The 15,382-nt window shown below is 64.8% G+C and carries 15 protein-coding genes; 11 read left to right on the forward strand and 4 right to left on the reverse strand.

Annotated elements, in window-relative coordinates:
• Positions 1 to 903, reverse strand: a complete 903-nt coding sequence (locus tag AB7C87_RS01290) for a CbiX/SirB N-terminal domain-containing protein (protein WP_369727592.1) — start codon at positions 901 to 903, stop codon at positions 1 to 3.
• Positions 904 to 1,225: 322 nt separating this feature from the next.
• Here AB7C87_RS01290 and AB7C87_RS01295 point away from each other — a divergent pair, with 322 nt between their 5' ends.
• Together AB7C87_RS01295 and AB7C87_RS01300 are read left to right on the forward strand one after the other, a co-directional pair.
• Positions 1,226 to 2,866, forward strand: coding sequence for a methyl-accepting chemotaxis protein (locus AB7C87_RS01295; RefSeq protein WP_369727593.1), 1,641 nt, complete (start codon positions 1,226 to 1,228; stop codon positions 2,864 to 2,866).
• Between the two features lies 1 nt (position 2,867).
• Positions 2,868 to 3,596: a hypothetical protein gene (locus AB7C87_RS01300; RefSeq protein ID WP_369727594.1), complete on the forward strand. Its 729-nt coding sequence runs from the start codon at positions 2,868 to 2,870 to the stop codon at positions 3,594 to 3,596.
• A gap of 101 nt (positions 3,597 to 3,697) precedes the next feature.
• Here AB7C87_RS01300 and AB7C87_RS01305 read toward each other — a convergent pair whose 3' ends face one another.
• Complete coding sequence (locus AB7C87_RS01305) at positions 3,698 to 4,048, reverse strand: BsuPI-related putative proteinase inhibitor (RefSeq protein WP_369727595.1); 351 nt, start codon at positions 4,046 to 4,048, stop codon at positions 3,698 to 3,700.
• 123 nt (positions 4,049 to 4,171) lie between these two features.
• Here AB7C87_RS01305 and AB7C87_RS01310 point away from each other — a divergent pair, with 123 nt between their 5' ends.
• The 5 genes from AB7C87_RS01310 to AB7C87_RS01330 all read left to right on the forward strand — a co-directional run bounded on the left by AB7C87_RS01310 (position 4,172) and on the right by AB7C87_RS01330 (position 8,474).
• Positions 4,172 to 4,924 carry a DUF2797 domain-containing protein gene (locus AB7C87_RS01310; RefSeq protein WP_369727596.1) on the forward strand — a complete coding sequence of 251 codons (753 nt, stop codon included), beginning with the start codon at positions 4,172 to 4,174 and terminating at the stop codon, positions 4,922 to 4,924.
• 167 nt (positions 4,925 to 5,091) lie between these two features.
• Positions 5,092 to 6,183, forward strand: a complete 1,092-nt coding sequence (locus tag AB7C87_RS01315) for a hypothetical protein (RefSeq protein ID WP_369727597.1) — start codon at positions 5,092 to 5,094, stop codon at positions 6,181 to 6,183.
• Positions 6,180 to 6,692: a hypothetical protein gene (locus AB7C87_RS01320; protein WP_369727598.1), complete on the forward strand. Its 513-nt coding sequence runs from the start codon at positions 6,180 to 6,182 to the stop codon at positions 6,690 to 6,692. The genes AB7C87_RS01315 and AB7C87_RS01320 overlap by 4 nt, the downstream gene beginning before the upstream one ends.
• Positions 6,693 to 6,740: 48 nt before the next feature.
• On the forward strand, positions 6,741 to 7,622 hold the full coding sequence (locus AB7C87_RS01325; RefSeq protein ID WP_369727599.1) for a hypothetical protein: 882 nt from the start codon (positions 6,741 to 6,743) through the stop codon (positions 7,620 to 7,622).
• 39 nt (positions 7,623 to 7,661) lie between these two features.
• Positions 7,662 to 8,474, forward strand: a complete 813-nt coding sequence (locus AB7C87_RS01330; protein WP_369727600.1) for a hypothetical protein — start codon at positions 7,662 to 7,664, stop codon at positions 8,472 to 8,474.
• A gap of 72 nt (positions 8,475 to 8,546) precedes the next feature.
• Here the strand turns inward: AB7C87_RS01330 and AB7C87_RS01335 are convergent, their stop codons facing one another.
• Positions 8,547 to 8,771: a hypothetical protein gene (locus tag AB7C87_RS01335; RefSeq protein ID WP_369727601.1), complete on the reverse strand. Its 225-nt coding sequence runs from the start codon at positions 8,769 to 8,771 to the stop codon at positions 8,547 to 8,549.
• A 115-nt stretch (positions 8,772 to 8,886) separates the two neighbouring features.
• Here AB7C87_RS01335 and AB7C87_RS01340 point away from each other — a divergent pair, with 115 nt between their 5' ends.
• On the forward strand, positions 8,887 to 9,324 hold the full coding sequence (locus AB7C87_RS01340; RefSeq protein ID WP_369727602.1) for a universal stress protein: 438 nt from the start codon (positions 8,887 to 8,889) through the stop codon (positions 9,322 to 9,324).
• 61 nt (positions 9,325 to 9,385) lie between these two features.
• Positions 9,386 to 9,880 carry a universal stress protein gene (locus AB7C87_RS01345; protein ID WP_369727603.1) on the forward strand — a complete coding sequence of 165 codons (495 nt, stop codon included), beginning with the start codon at positions 9,386 to 9,388 and terminating at the stop codon, positions 9,878 to 9,880.
• Positions 9,881 to 9,974: 94 nt separating this feature from the next.
• Here AB7C87_RS01345 and AB7C87_RS01350 read toward each other — a convergent pair whose 3' ends face one another.
• A complete protein-coding gene (locus AB7C87_RS01350; protein ID WP_369727604.1) occupies positions 9,975 to 10,757 on the reverse strand; it encodes a methyltransferase domain-containing protein in 783 nt (260 codons plus the stop codon).
• 310 nt (positions 10,758 to 11,067) lie between these two features.
• Here AB7C87_RS01350 and AB7C87_RS01355 point away from each other — a divergent pair, with 310 nt between their 5' ends.
• Both AB7C87_RS01355 and acs read left to right on the forward strand, forming a co-directional pair.
• Complete coding sequence (locus tag AB7C87_RS01355) at positions 11,068 to 13,125, forward strand: cation:proton antiporter domain-containing protein (RefSeq protein WP_369727605.1); 2,058 nt, start codon at positions 11,068 to 11,070, stop codon at positions 13,123 to 13,125.
• Between the two features lie 148 nt (positions 13,126 to 13,273).
• Positions 13,274 to 15,250 (forward strand): acetate--CoA ligase, encoded by a 1,977-nt coding sequence (acs, locus tag AB7C87_RS01360; protein ID WP_369727606.1) that lies wholly within the window; start codon positions 13,274 to 13,276, stop codon positions 15,248 to 15,250.
• Positions 15,251 to 15,382 lie beyond the last annotated feature (132 nt).

Here is a 15,382-nt window from a genome sequence, read left to right on the forward strand (position 1 = left end):
TTAGTCACCCGTCTCCGTCGGTCTCGATGGGCCGTCCGCGGCACTCGAGAGGCTCGCGTCCGTCACGATTGCGTCGATGGCGTCGCCGAGATCCGCCCCGGCGTCGGCCGCACGCTCTAAGATGACGTCTGCCATCAGCTCCTCGGTGCCGACGGCGCCGGCGTACCAGATCCGGTGGCCCTCGACCTCGGCCGGAACCGTCCATCCCAGCCGGAAGTCCTCGGTCAGGCCCATGTCCTCGGGAATGTCCTCCTGGGTATGGTAGCCATCCGCGATGAACAGCGGGACGACGACGATATCAGCGCTTTCGAAGAAGTCGGTGACGTCGTCGACCTCGGGTTCCTCGTCCATGAACAGCGACTTCACCTCGTCGAAGCGGCCGCGCTCGCGGATGCGCTCGGTGTGGTACTCGATCGCCTTCGCCGAGTTCTCGTTGCGCTCGGTGCCGTGGCCGACGACCGCGAGACCGAACCCCTCTCCGACGTCCGGATCCTCGGTGACGCGTTCGGCCCGCCCGACGATCACGTCCGTCATCGCGTCGTGGGTTCCCACCGGCCCGCAGTAGTGAACCGTCTTGTCGACGTCGCCGGCCTCGAGGGTCACCTGCGAGGCGCTCGTTCCGTCCGACTCCCACTTCTGGGGGTCCCACTCCTCGAGGCGCAGTTCTCGCGGGATCACCTGCTCGGTGAAGTAGCCCTCGCTAATAAACAGCGGGACGACGAACACCTCCTCGGACTCGAGGGTGCGAATCACCTCGCGGAAGTGTGGCTCTTCCTTCCAGAACGCCTCGCGGACCTCGTCGAACGCGCCCGTCTCGCGGATGGCGTCCGCGTGGGCATACGTCGGGTCGGAGGCGTCCGGATTCAGGTGCGATCCGTGTGCCGCGATGACCAGCGCTTGCATACGAATCCATTGGGAGAGGATCGGTTTATACCCTCTGACAAAGCCGAAGGAAACTCGCGTCGTACCAAAAAGGATCTCCGGTTCCGGTAACTGAAGTTATCGAAACCCTCACCGCTTTGATCGATCGGGAGCCAGAGAGACGACACGACAACTCACGATCGACGGCAACCGTCTGGCGACCGTGATCGCAGAAATTGTCTGACAGTTCGGCATAATTGTAATCGTATATGGTCTTGTAAGGCGCGGAAACACCCGAAATCGGCGACAACAGTTATGACATAGCTCTCCCCAAATCCGGACGATAACTCGTGGTGACACCAGTATGACCTCGGGAACCGCAACCGTCGTTCCCGATCGGTTTCGCGATCAGTACAGTTCGAAGATCAACGGGATAATCGGCGCCGTGTTCGTCGTCACGGTCGCGTTCGTTTTGCTGTTCGGACGGCTCATCAGTTCGGCACCGGCGGAGTCGGTCGACACGGTCGCGATTTCGTCCCTGTTCGCTCTGACCATCATCACGCTGTTGAACCTAGGCGTTCTCGCCATCGTCCTCGGTGGCAACGTGGCGCTCTCGCTTCAGCGTCTCGGCGAACGGACCGAACGGATCGGAAACGGCGAGTTCGACGTCGAACTCGAGACCGACCGAAACGACGAGATCGCCGATCTGTACGCCTCGATCGGCCGAATGCGAGACTCCTTAGAGGAGACGCTCGCCGATCTGGAATCGGAACAGGAACGCGCCCGACGGGCCCAGGCCGACGCCGAAGAGCGAGCCGAACAGCTCGAGACCGAACGCGAGCAACTGAAGTCTACGCGCGACGCCGTCGAGCGACAGAACGAGCGCTTGCTCGAGGAGGCGGAACACTTCTCTACGGTGATGGATCGATGTGCGGCTGGCGATCTGACCCAGCGTCTCGAGCCGGAGGTCGACGACGAAGCGATCGAGGCGATCGCGGACTCGTTCAACGAGATGATCGACCGAATCAACGGAACGGTCGCGGACGTCCAGGCGACCGCCGACACCGTCGAGACGAACTCGATCGAACTCGACGAGTCGAGCCAGGAGATCCGTCTCGCCAGCCAGGAGGTCGCCGAGTCCGTCCAGGAAATCGCCGACGGAGCCACCGATCAGACTGGGGACCTCGAGACCGCGACCACCGAGGTGAGTGATCTCTCCGCCTCCGTCGAGGAAGTCGCGTCGACGACGAACGAGATCGCCGAGCAGTCCGAGTACGTCGATACGCTGACCGACGAGGGGCGCAATGCGGCAAGAGAAGCGGCCACCAACATCGACGAGTTGGCCGAGAAGACGGAGACGGTCGTCGACACCGCGGACGCCCTCACCCGCGAAACGGAACAGATCGAGGAGATTATCGCGCTGATCGACGACATCGCCGATCAGACGAACCTGCTCGCGCTGAACGCGTCGATCGAAGCCGCGACCGCGGGTGAGGCCGGAAGCGGATTCGCGGTCGTCGCCGACGAGATCAAAGCGCTCGCCGAGGAGACGATGACGGCGGTCGACGACATCGAGGGGACACTCAATTCGATCCGCGAACGCACGCAGACGACCGCCGACGAGATCTCAACCGTCGATTCGAGTATGCGAACGACGGCGACGATCGTCGACGACCTCGAGTCGAAACTCGAGACGATCGCCGACGAGATGGAACACGTCGACGGGAGCATCCAACAGATCGCGACGACGGCGGACGATCAGGCTGGTTCGGCACAGGAGCTCTCACAGATCATCGACGACGTTGCGGCGGTCTCGACTGAAACGAGTGACGAGGCTCACCAGGCCGCCTCAGCCTCGGAAGAGACGAGCGCGACAATCGATTCGGTCACGTCGACAGCGGGCGATCTCGGCGATCACGCACGCGAGTTGAACCAGCTCGTCGGCGCCTTCGAGACCGACCAACGGGCGGAACCGGCGACGGCGAAACCGTCGAGGGGTGACTGAGATGGAGCCACCGGTTCTCCTCCGAGCAGTGGCCGCTCTCGCATTCCTGTCGATGGCGATCGGCGTCGGCTGGTGGGCTCGCTCTCTTCCCCGGGCCGCCCACAAATTCTGTTACACCGTCGCCGCAGCGATCGGTGTAATGGGTGTCATGTTCGCCTTCGAGAGCGTCTACGTGTACACGACCGGGGCCGAGACCGCGCTGACCAGCATCGGATACGGAATCACGTGGATGCTCATCGCGCTCGTCATCAGTGCGGTCGCCGGTGCGGGGCGGGGGCTAACGCTCGCGCTCGTCGGCGTTGCTGGCGGCCGGTTCTCGCTGATGCTCGTCGCGACGTACGGGATCGGCTCTCTGGGAGAGGCACTCGTGGGCATCGTCTTGCTCCTCGCGCTCGTCGGTTCCTTGCTCGTATGGCTCTATCTCCTGTTGGGCCCGCTCACTCGAATCGGAACGACCCAGTCTCGAGACCGGATGCTCTTCTTTACCAAGCTCAAGTACTTCGCCGTTCTCGCGTGGCTGGTCCACACCGCCTCGATCGGAATGTTCGGCGCACAGGTGATGGTCGGCATTCCGGCGGACGTCACCCGGATCTACCTCGACGTCATCATCTTGATCGGGATCGCAGGCGTCACACTTCGAAGCGCCGAGGCACTCGAGGAAACGGCGACCGAGACGACCCTGCCGTGGTTCGAGTTCGAGCCCGGTCGGGCCGCCGAAGCCGCGGACTGAGGCGGATTGCTGTCCCGATGTTCCGGCCCACCACCCCAGGGATCGCGGTTGGGCCGAAACTGACCGACAGTAACCCGTCTGAAACGGACTGGACTCACCGCTCACTCCGGAACGTCGAACTCGGTTCGCGCCTCGCAGTCGTGTTCTCTCGCTCTCAACTCGGCGACAGCGGTGTAGGAACCGGTCATCGGATCGTCCCATTCGCCCTCGTAGCTCGTCGATTCGCCGGCGGCCAGCCGCTCCGAGCCGAGCATCTGTGCGAACGCGCGTCCCTCGGTGAACCGCCAGACCTCACGTCCCTCGTCCTGGACGAGGAACTCCGCTTTCGCCGCGTCGGCAAACTGCAATTCGAGTGGGTCCGAGCCAGCGTTCGTAGCGGTGAACGCGAACGCGACCGTCCGCCCGCCGCCGTCCGTCGATACCGTCGCCTCGAGCGAGCCTTCGAGCGTCATGGATCGACACTCGACGGCCGAGCGTAAAGTGATTGGTGAGCCGTCGGCGAGCGTCGCCCCTCATAGCGTTCACGCTCGACTCGAGGCGAACGCTATATCGGTCACCGGAGCCAACCGGGTACCGTGCAACTGGTCGGTTACGAACCGAGCGGGCGGGGTTCGGCGCTGATGCTCGCCGAGGACGGGGAACTCAGCCGTCGCGCCCTCGAGCCCGGCGAGTCGCTGTCGTACACGCTCGGCACGCGTCGGTGTGCCGGCACCATCGACGGCGGCGAACACGTCGCCTGCAACCGACCGTCGGCTCCCTACTGCGAGTTCCACACGAGTACGTGGGTCTGTGCCCGCTGTACGGGGACCTGCCTGAAAGACGAGATGGACTGTTACGAGGAACACGCCGTCTACGTCGCCGCGTTCGCACCCGAGACGTTCAAAGTCGGCGTGACGAAACGCCGGCGACTCGAGACTCGCCTCCGCGAACAGGGCGCCGACCGGGCGGCCCACGTCCACACCGTCTCGAACGGGCGCATCGCCCGCGAACTCGAGGCCGAGATCGCAACTCGGCTCGTCGATCGGGTGCGGACGGACCCGAAAGTCGAGTCGCTCGCGAGCGAAGTCGACGAGGACGCCTGGGCGGAGACGCTCACCGAGTTCGACGTGATCGACCGGTTCGCGTTCGACTACGGATTCGACCTCGAGAGCCGACCCGTCCGAGAGACGATCGCCTCGGGCACGATCGTCGGCGTGAAGGGGCGACTGCTCGTCCTCGAGCGCACCGGGACGACTTACGCCGTCGACATGCGTGATCTGGTCGGTTACGAACTCGAGCGAGGCGAAACGAGTCGGTCGTTACAGTCGTCGTTCGCGTCCTTCGAGTGACCCATATCCGTTTGTTCCGTCGGTAGTCGGTAGCCGGTACCCGTTTGTTCCGTCGGTGACCGTCACCGGTTCTGATTCGTCCGACCCGTCAACGGCCCATTCCTGATTTGAGTCGCATACGCAAGGCCAATTACAACAACCCTGTCGCTGGTGGATGTTCTCGGATAATGACAGCGGGACCAGGACACGATGGGGACGAGGAACTCCTCGAGGATCGACTCCCGCCTGACCGCCGTTACCGGGCGGGGGACGCGAGCGAGCGCTCCCGTCGCGTGCTCCCCGACGGCGGTCAGGCGGACGAAGTGGAATCGAGCGACGAATCCGAATCGGACGAGGACGTCGACGAGAGCGAGGCGGAGTCGGACGGGGAGGACGCGTCGGACGACGAAGAACAGGAGACAGAGGCGGAAACCGGCGACGAAGAGGACGAAGAACAGGAGACAGAGGCGGAAACCGGCGACGAAGAGGACGAAGAACAGGAGACAGAGGAAGAAAGCGAGGACGAAGAGGAAGAGGAAAGCGAGAACGAAGCCGAACCCTCGGCCGAAGACGAGGACGAGGAGGAGGGAGATGAGGAATCCGCTGACGATGATCGCGAAGAGGGTCACGCCGATGACGCCGAAGACGTCTACGAGAGCGAGGATACCTCCGGCGTCTTGCACCTCGACCTCGACGGGTTGTTCCTCGATCTGCTCGGCCTCGAGGTCAACCTCAATCCGGTCACGCTCGACGTCTCGGCCCGGCCCGGAGAGAGCAACCTGCTCGGGAACCTGTTGTCCGCGGTGAGCGGACTGCTCGACGCTCCCGGCTCCGCGCTCGAGAAGGTAACGTCGGTGCTCGGGAAGCCGAAATCGTGGCTCGGCGGCATCTGGAATCGGATCACCGGTTGGGTCTCGAATCTGGTCGGCAAGCCGCGGGAGTTCCTCAGCGGACTCGTCGGCGGCGACGAACTCCTCGAGGATGAAGAAGAGATGGAAGGAGATGAAGAGACAGAGGGTGACGAAGAAGCGGAAGGCGAGGGCGACTCCACCGGCGGCATCCTCTCGTCGTTCGTCGGGTGGATACGCGGACTGTTCTCCTCGGCGGCGAGCCGGCTCAGGGAGGGACTCGCCTCGCTCGTTCCGAGTCTCCCGATCGAAGAACTCGTAGCGACGGTCGTTCGCGAGATCGTTCGTGAGCTCATCGAACGGCTCGAGCCGGAGGGAGAACCGGGCGACGGAGCCGAATCGGAGGCCGAGCAGGCGGAGGCAGGATCATGAGTCAGGAATCGACAGCAGAGTCGGGATCGGACGCGGAGTCCGGCTCCGACTCGTTGACAGGAGGGATCGACTATGAACGCATCACAGAGAACATCGACGTAGGCGAACTCGTCGAGGGGACCCAGTGGGAAGAGAAGATCGACGAGGACGAGCCGCTGGGCCAGGCCCTCGGCGGGGTGATCGGGGCGGCGGTCGGCCGGATGGTCGGCGAACGCCTGGGCCGAACGATCGGCGAACTCGTGATGGACGAACTGCTCGGGACCGAGGACGATGCGGAGGGCGGTGAAGACGAAGAAGGTGAAGAAAAAGCCGAGGAGGAGGCCGAAGACGAAGAGGAAAGCGACGAGGAAGAGCAAGCGGACGAGTCGGGCTCCGAGGACGAGGCGGACGAATCGGCGACGGAAGGCGAGGAAGAAGCCGACGAATCGGAAGCTGGTGACGAAGCAGAGTCGGACTCGAGCGGCGAGGACGAAAAGGAGAGCGGGGACGACTCGGAGGACGAGGAATAACCGTGAGCACACCGTGTTTGGGCCACTGCGTGCGACGAGGTGGTGGCGATGGCTGAGGGGTCCGGACTTCGGGAACTCGTCGTCGACGAGATGACCGAGCAAGTAGACGTCGCCACTCTGCTCGGCGACGGCTCCCTCGAGGACGAGGTTGACGGCGCCGAGATCGGCGCCTCGGTCGGTCGAACGGTCGGGGAACGCATCGGTCGCGAACTCGGGTCTTCGATCGGTCGCAACGTCCACGAGGCGCTCGCCCGCGGCCTCGAGGACGAGGAGCGGGACTTCGGCGACGTCCGATCGGACGTGGCGAACGCGGTGAGCGACGCCGTCTCGGAGACGGTCGAGGGAACCACCACGCCGGATTCCCTCGAGTCGGTCGGCGAGGAGGTAGCCGAGGGAGCCCAGTCGGCGGGAGAGACGGTTACCGAGGGAGCTCAATCGGCAGGAGAGGCAGTCACCGAGGAGACACCTCTCGAGGGCGTCTTCGAGGAGTCGGACGACGAACCGGAGGACGAGGAGTCCGACGTCGACGAAGCTGACGGCGCGGCCGAGGACGAAACCGAAGGCGTCGAGGACACTGAAGCGGCGGAAGACGATTCCGAGGTGGCCGATGACGAGTCGGAGTACGCGGCCGAGGACCTCGAGGATCTCAGGCGGGAGACCCTCGAGGACTTCCTCGGGGTGTTGTCGTACCAGGATCTCCAGTCGATCGCCAAGGACGTCGACGTGAAGGCGAACCTGAGCCGCGAGGAGATGACCGAGGAGATCGTCGAGACGGTGACGACGGAGTCGGCAGACGACGCGGGTTCGAACGGTGAGTCGGACGCCGACGGCACGGAAGCCGAAGACGGCGCGGAAGCTGACGATGGGAGTGAGACCGATGCCGACGCGGAGGCGGATGCCAACGGCGAATCGAACGCCGAGGCCGACTGAATCGGAGCGACGGTCGCGGCTAACCGGGAGATAACGACAATGACAGGTGAACTGACGGAACGCGTCGACGACGTACTGGAACGGGCCGACGCGGTTGGCGGAGCCGTCGTCTCGGGCGACGGCGAGTCGACCGAACCGCTCCTCGAGGCGGCCGACGAGGCGGACGAGATACTCGCGTCCGCGGAGCCATCGGCGGTCCTCGAGGCTGTCGGGTTGGATCGTCTACCGGATGGATCGGAGCCGGATTCCATCCCGGCCGCGATCGCCCACGGGGATCCCGACGACGTCGAGGCGCTCGAGCGACTACTCTCCCTCGCGAAGCTGTCGGATCGGTCGAACGGGGAGTCACTCGAGACGGCGGTCGGCGGGCTCCGGGAGGCGATCGAGAGTGGCGAGGACGAGACCGACGAAGAATCACCCGCTGGTGATGGGGCGGGTGGATCTGAAGGAAGCGAAGCAGACGCGGACGATGGGAATGGGGACGACGGAGACGCGGACGAGGCCGGCGATTTCGGGGAGATGCTTCGTTCGGCCATGACCGGATCGTTCGAGGAGTTCGGTGACGAGGTTTCCAAGCTTCAGGAGCGCCTCGAGGAGGCAGGTTCAGAGACCGCCGCCGAACTCGCGGACGACGAACGCGGGAGGGACGGAGACGAGGACGAAGTGGACGGGGGCGAAGCGGACGAGGAGAAAGCGGAGGACGACGGATTCCTCGAGCCGGATCTCGGCTCTGACGGTGATCGCGGTGGGGGCGGAGGCAGATCGGGGCGTTACTCCACGGTCGCCCCGTCGCCGTCGGACCGGGCCGATATGAAGGCGGTCAAGCGGTACTCGACGATGCCCGATCGGTAACCCTCCGCGGCGCACTCGAGAGAATCGATCGATGGGACGAGTATGGGCACCGATCAGGCGTACAAAGGGGTCTTACTCCTCGTCTTCTTCGCGCCAGTCGTCGACGAACAGCCGTAGTCCCATAACGGGGATAAACAGGAAGAACGCGAGCAACATCGTCGCGACGAAGACGACATTTGCGAACTGGGGTGTGAGCTCGGGCGTCGTCAGGACCGACGCGAGCACGACGCCGCCCAGCACCGAAACGACGGCCAGGATACCGACGTCCGCTCGCTTCACCGGTACTTCCTCGGACATGGTCGGTCGTTGGTCCGGCGGGATATAGTAGTCGTTGAAACGAGACAGGTGCTCTGGAGATCAATGTCCGCTGATCGCCGACAACCCCTTTCCCCTCCTCTACGTACGGTGGCCCATGTACGAGTCGATTCTCGTCGCGACGGACGGAAGCGACGGTGGCGCGCAGGCGGCGGATCACGCAATCGAACTCGCGCGACAGTTCGGCGTTCCGTTGTACGGCGTCGCGGTCCTCGAGACGCGAACCGAATACGACAACGCCATCGTCGACCCCCAGGAAGTCGAACGCCGGCAACGCGAGCGTGCGGAAGATGTGCTCTCGAGACTCGAGGCCCAGGCCGACGACGCGGAGCTGTCGACCGAGACGGAGATCCGTTCGGGCGTCCCACACGAGGAGATCCTGGCCGCCGCCGACGAACGCAACGCCGGCGTGATCGTCGTCGGCGCCCGCGGCCGGTCGTCGCTCAAAGGCGCGTTGCTGGGGAGCACCGTCGACCGGCTCGTCAGGGTCGCGAACCGACCAGTGCTGATCGTCGGGGACGAAACGCCACGGTAGGGCCTTCAGGGACCGCACCTCGGCCGAACATTTACTTCGCCCTGTCATGTGAGCTAGGGGTATGACGCTACTCGTCCCGTTCGACGCCTCGCCGCTTTCGACGAACGCCCTCGAGCGAGCGGTGACGTTCGGTGACTGCCTCGAAGAGGAAGTCGTGGTTTTGACGGTCATCCCCGACGATCCGGGGTACGCTCGCGACCGGGGGTGGATCACCCGCGGCGAACCGTTCGACCCGGAGACGACGGAAGCGGGACTCCAGTCGCGGGCCGAAGCGGTCGCGCCGGAGGCGACGTTCCGAACCGAGCGGGTCGACCCCGAGGAACCGACCGCGACGTCGACGACCGAGGTCGTCCGCGAGATCCGACGCGTCGCGAGCGATATCGAAGCCAGCGTCGTCTTCATCGGCTCGGAGAACGCGGGATCGGTCATCGCGCCGCAATCGAGCGTCGGGAGTCCCGTCGCGAGCGATCACCGTTACGACGTCTACGTCGTCCGTCAGCCCGACGAGCCCGCCGATCCGGAGGATCTCACCGACGTCGACTCGATGACGGAGTGACCGGGCCAGAAGGCGATTCGGACCGTCGTTTCACAGTGTCGATTCCCCCTCCGTGGATCGAATGAGGCCGTCGTTTCGGGCCCGGATGAGGCCGTTATGCTGGGGATCGAACGAGGTAGCCGTACTGCGTGAGCGAGAAGAACGTCCCTCCGGTCGCCTCGAGCGCCCGGAGATCCTCGATCCACGCCTCGGCCATGTCGGGGTCGACGGCGTCGCGGTCCACGACGTACTTCGCGACACCCTCCATCAGGTGGTACGCGAAGGTCCCCTCCTCGAGTCGGGTGTCGAGGAGGCAGTTCGGCTCGACGCGGTCGACGACCAGGCCGCCCTCGCGAAGCGGTTCGGCGAGTTCCGACCCGAGGTGCGGGCGCGGACAGTGCTCGAAGAACGCCTCGAGAACTCGTTTCGCCCGCGCCCGGTTCGTCGACCGCCACACGAGTGAATCCCAGTCGGTGTGATAGACCATCGCCCGACCACCGGGGCGGAGCACGCGGGCGAGTTCGTCGATCGCGGCCTCGAGGTCGTCGACGTACTGGTAGACCTGGACGACCGTCGCCGCGTCGGCCGATTCGTCGGCGATCGGCAGGTCGGTCGCATCGCCCGTCGTGAGAGTCACGTTCGGACTGTCGTTGCACCGACGGCTCGCGAGTGCCAACATTGCCTCGCTTCGGTCGACGCCCACGACCTCGCCGTCCACGATCGGTGCGAGCTCGGCCGGTTCGAACCCAGGGCCACAGCCGATCGAGAGTACCCGCTCGTCGCCCTCGAGGTCGAGCGCTTCCCTCACGAACCGACGCCGGTCCGCCGCCTCACCCGTCTCGTAGATCAGTTCCTCGTGTCGTGCTTCCGCCTCGTCGTACTCGATCGTCTCCGCCATTCGTTCTCGGAAGTTGCTTGCCGTGGCGTATCAGGGTGTCGGAATTCCAACTCGTCCAAGTGGTCGGTAGATTCGGGGCGGACGGCTGTCGTACGGTGGGCGACCGGTCCGATCTCGTGTCTGTCACCGAAAACGATCACAGCCGGTTTGTAGCTGGACGTAGGCATCGCCAATAGCGACACGCACGATCCCTCGAGCCTGACGAAAGAACTTCCCACCGATCAAATCGGGACCGTTCCCTGACGACGTCGACTATGTACCTGCCCGCCGTTTCTTCGCACAACTCGAACGCCCCCTCACGCGATCGGCGATGACAGTAGCCGGGCCGACACTCCCCGTCGACGATCCGATCCTCATCTTCGGAATCGCGACGTTCGTCTTCCTGACGGCGCCGCTCGTCCTCCAGCGATATCGTCTTCCGGGGATCGTGGGCATCATCCTCGTCGGCGCGGCGATCGGCCCGAACGGGCTCGCGGTGCTCGACCGCGGTGAGACCATCGTCTTGCTCGGCGAGGTGGGACTCGTTTACCTGATGTTCGTCGCGGGCCTCGAGATCAACCTCACCCAGTTCGTCGAGTATCGGGAACGGAGTCTCGTCTTCGGCTTGCTCTCCTTTATCGTCCCGCAAGCGGTCGGGACGGCCGTCGGCTACGCGTTGCTCGACCTCTCGCTCGGAGCGGCCGCGCTGTTCGCCGCGATTTTCGCCTCCCACACGTTGCTCGCGTATCCGATCGTCACCCAACTCGGGATCGCGAAAACGGAGAGCGTGACGGTGACGATCGGCGGGACGATCATCACGGACACCCTGGCGTTGCTCGTCCTCGCGATCGTCGTCGCCGCCGAAGTTGGCGATATCGGGCCGACGTTCTGGCTCGAACTCGTCGTCGGACTCGCGATCTTTTTCGTCGGCGTCTGGGTACTCGTCCCGCGAATCGGGCGCTGGTTCTTCCGGAACGTTCGCCAAGAGAGTTACTTCGAGTTCCTGTTCGTGATGACGATCCTGTTCATCTGTGCCTACCTGGCAGAACTCGCCCAGGTCGAACCGATCATCGGTGCATTCCTCGCCGGACTCGCGCTGAACAGACTGATTCCCGAACGCGGCCCGCTGATGAACCGCATCGAGTTCGTCGGGAACGCGCTGTTCATCCCCTTCTTTTTGCTGTCGGTCGGGATGCTCGTCGACGTCCGCGTCCTGCTGGCGGGCCTCGAGACGGCGACGATCGCGGTCGCGTTTCTCGTCCTCGTCGTGGCGACGAAGTACCTCGCGGCTCGATCGACGGCGGCATTCTACGGCTACTCCCGTGAGGAGACGATGACGATGTTCGGCCTTTCGGTGGGACAGGCCGCCGCGGCGCTCGCGATCGTCCTCATCGGATTCGAGGTGGGGCTGTTCGGCGACGCCATGCTCAACGCCGTCGTCGTGATGATCCTGGTAGTCAGCGTCCTGAGTCCAGCGGTGGTCGACCGCTATGGGCGCCGGCTCGTTCGCGCGGCCGATCGGTTGGCCGCTCGCCCATCGCTCGCGCCCGAACGGATCATGGTCTCGTTCTCCCGGGAGTCACAGTATCGGGATCGACTACTCGATCTCGCCGTGATCGTCCGCGAACCCGAGGACGAACAGCCGCTGTACACGGTGACGGTCGTTCGGCCGGCCTCGGGCGTCGATCCGACCGCGATCGAGGCTGCGGTCGCCGACGTCGAATCCGCACTCGCGGACGCCGAAGCGTACGGTGCCGGCTCCGAGGTCCCCGTCGAGGCTCGAACGAGCGTCGAGGGCGACGTCGCATCGGGGATCGTTCGAACGGCGGTCGAGAACCGAATCTCGACGCTGATCGTGGGATGGGACGGCCAGCCCTCTCGAGCCGGCGCCACGTTCGGTACCGTGATCGATCGCGTCGTTCGGCGAAGCCGACAGCTCGTCCTGATCTCTCGCGTCCGATTGGCGCTTCCTGCGACGAGCGAGGTCGTCCTCGCGGTTCCGAAGGGGATCGACCGAAACGCGGGGTTTTACGGCACAGTACGGACGATCGACAGGATCGCAACGCAACTCGGCGCGCCGATTCGGGTCGTCGTCGTCGGCGACGACCCGGCCCAGTTCGAGCGCCTCGTCGAACTCGTCGATCCCGACGTCTCCGTCTCGTTCGAACGCGCCGCGGACTGGACCCAGTTACTCGGACGACTGCGAGACGACGTCGACGAGACGGATCTCTTCGTCACGCTGTCGGCGCGACGCGGGACGAGGGGGTGGGATCCGGAACTCGAGACAGTGCCGAGGCGACTCGCCGAGCGACTCGACGGAAACTTCCTCGTCGTCTACCCCGCGGTCAGAGACCGCGACGACGATCGGCAGTTCCTTCGGCTCGAGTGATCCGCGTTCCTTGCGGGGACGTCTCCCGGGTGGTCGCGTCGGCTTCCGATGCGTGTCCGTATAGGCTTTCGATGCGGGGCCGCGTCGGCTTCCGATTCGACGATGCAGGAACGTTTATTCCGCTGACTGACCTCGATCGGAACGAGATATGGTCGATCGGAACGGGTGGGGAGCGGATCGACCGATTCCCGCCGGTACGTCTCGAGATCCGCCCGCGCGGTTCGTCGAACAGGCGAACGTCTTCGATCCGGCGATCTACGACGAGTTCGAGGAGCGCTGGCCGGAGTGTTGGGAACGAGCGGCGGCGTTGCTCTCGTGGAACGAGGAGTACGATACCGTCCTCGAGGACGAGGACGCTCCCTTCTATCGCTGGTTCACCGGTGGAACACTGAACGCGGCGGAAAACTGCATCGACCGCCACCTCGAGGCCGGGCGAAAGACCCACACGGCGATTCGGTGGGAGGGAAAACACGGGGATCGGCGAACCTACACGTACCGCGATCTGTACGTCGCGGTCAACGAGTTCGCCGCGGCCCTGCGCGACCTGGGCGTCGAAGCCGACGACGTCGTGACGATCTATCTGCCGATGATCCCCGAACTCCCGATCGCGATGCTCGCGTGTGCCCGTATCGGCGCGCCACACAGCGTCGTCTTCGCCGGCCTCTCCGCCGACGCGCTCGCGACTCGCATGGACGCCGCGGGAAGTGAGTATCTGGTCACCTGCGACGGCTACTATCGACGCGGCGACGCGTTCAACCAGAAGTCGAAAGCCGACAACGCCAAACTCGCGCTCGAGGCCGACGTACGGACCGTCGTCGTCGACCGACTCGGCGAGGAGCTTCCCCACGTACTCGGCGAGGACGAGTGGGACTACCACGATCGCCGCGAGGAGTTTTCGGGGGAGACCGTCGATCCAGTCGCACGCGACGCGGAAGATATGCTGTTTCTGATGTACACCTCCGGGACGACCGGCGATCCGAAGGGCGTCGTCCACTCGACGGGGGGGTACCTCGCACACGTCGCCTGGACGACGCGGACGGTCCTCGACGTCGAACCGGCGGACACCTACTGGTGTGCGGCCGACATCGGCTGGATCACGGGCCACTCTTACATCGTCTACGGCCCGCTCGCGCTCGGAACGACCACCGTAATGTACGAGGGGACGCCCGATTACCCCGACCGCGACCGACTTTGGGAGATCGTCGATCGCAACGCCGTCGACGTCTTCTACACGGCGCCGACGGCGATCCGGGCGTTCATGAAGTGGGGCGAGGAGTACCCCGAACGCCACGACCTCTCGAGCCTTCGCCTGCTGGGCACCGTCGGCGAGCCGATCAGCCCGCGCCCGTGGGACTGGTACTACACCCACATCGGCGGCGAGGAGTGCCCGATCGTCGACACCTGGTGGCAGACCGAGACGGGCGCGGTGACGATCTCCACGCTCCCCGGGATCGGCGAAATGAAACCCGGCGCGGCGGGCCCTGCACTGCCCGGCATCGACGTGTCTGTGGTCGACGAGAGCGGGGCACCCGTCGATCCCGGTGAAACGGGGTATCTCACGCTGACGCGTCCCTGGCCGGGGATGCTCCGGACGCTGTACGACAGCGATGGCCGCTTTCTCGAGGAGTACTGGATGCAGTTTTCCGATCCCGGCACGGGGGAGTGGCGCTATGCGAGTGGCGACACCGCCACGGTCGACGAGGACGGCTACGTCACCGTCCTCGGACGCGTCGACGACGTCATCAACGCCGCCGGGCGGCGACTCAGCACGATGGAGATCGAGAGCGCGATCACCGACGTCGACGGCGTCGCCGAATCCGCGGTGGTCGGGCGCGCCAACGACCGCGGCGATACGGAGATCTACGCCTACGTCAGCACCGAGGGGTGGTCGGAGGCGGGCGCCGACGTGCGGGAGGCGATCGGAGCGAACGTCGAGTCGGCGATCGGGCCGATCGCGAAACCCCACGAGATCGTGTTCACGCCGGAACTGCCGAAGACGCGCTCGGGCAAGATCATGCGCCGACTCCTCGAGGACATCGCGAACGACGAGGAACTCGGCGACACGAGCGCGCTTCGAAATCCCGAGATCGTCGGGGAGATTCGTTCCGAACGGAGCAACCGGTAGTCGTTTTCGCGATATCTAGCTATCCGAAATGAAGGGTGGGTGAGAGAGCGTCGATTTCTCGCTCGAGAGTGTCGCTTCTGACGTCTGGTTCGTATCGGATCGAATCATCTCGTAATCACACCGGTTTGCGAC

The sequence above is a fragment of the Natrarchaeobius versutus genome (assembly GCF_041205745.1).
GTDB classification, from domain to species: Archaea; Halobacteriota; Halobacteria; order Halobacteriales; family Natrialbaceae; genus Natrarchaeobius; species Natrarchaeobius versutus.

Bases quoted from the DNA above. Each gene is read 5' to 3' on its own strand.
- AB7C87_RS01290 (WP_369727592.1), bottom strand. From the start codon at position 903: ATGCAAGCGCTGGTCATCGCGGCACACGGATCGCACCTGAATCCGGAC.
- AB7C87_RS01295 (WP_369727593.1), top strand. From the start codon at position 1,226: ATGACCTCGGGAACCGCAACCGTCGTTCCCGATCGGTTTCGCGATCAG.
- AB7C87_RS01300 (WP_369727594.1), top strand. From the start codon at position 2,868: ATGGAGCCACCGGTTCTCCTCCGAGCAGTGGCCGCTCTCGCATTCCTG.
- AB7C87_RS01305 (WP_369727595.1), bottom strand. From the start codon at position 4,048: ATGACGCTCGAAGGCTCGCTCGAGGCGACGGTATCGACGGACGGCGGC.
- AB7C87_RS01315 (WP_369727597.1), top strand. From the start codon at position 5,092: ATGACAGCGGGACCAGGACACGATGGGGACGAGGAACTCCTCGAGGAT.
- AB7C87_RS01320 (WP_369727598.1), top strand. From the start codon at position 6,180: ATGAGTCAGGAATCGACAGCAGAGTCGGGATCGGACGCGGAGTCCGGC.
- AB7C87_RS01325 (WP_369727599.1), top strand. From the start codon at position 6,741: ATGGCTGAGGGGTCCGGACTTCGGGAACTCGTCGTCGACGAGATGACC.
- AB7C87_RS01330 (WP_369727600.1), top strand. From the start codon at position 7,662: ATGACAGGTGAACTGACGGAACGCGTCGACGACGTACTGGAACGGGCC.
- AB7C87_RS01335 (WP_369727601.1), bottom strand. From the start codon at position 8,771: ATGTCCGAGGAAGTACCGGTGAAGCGAGCGGACGTCGGTATCCTGGCC.
- AB7C87_RS01340 (WP_369727602.1), top strand. From the start codon at position 8,887: ATGTACGAGTCGATTCTCGTCGCGACGGACGGAAGCGACGGTGGCGCG.
- AB7C87_RS01345 (WP_369727603.1), top strand. From the start codon at position 9,386: ATGACGCTACTCGTCCCGTTCGACGCCTCGCCGCTTTCGACGAACGCC.
- AB7C87_RS01350 (WP_369727604.1), bottom strand. From the start codon at position 10,757: ATGGCGGAGACGATCGAGTACGACGAGGCGGAAGCACGACACGAGGAA.
- AB7C87_RS01355 (WP_369727605.1), top strand. From the start codon at position 11,068: ATGACAGTAGCCGGGCCGACACTCCCCGTCGACGATCCGATCCTCATC.
- acs (WP_369727606.1), top strand. From the start codon at position 13,274: ATGGTCGATCGGAACGGGTGGGGAGCGGATCGACCGATTCCCGCCGGT.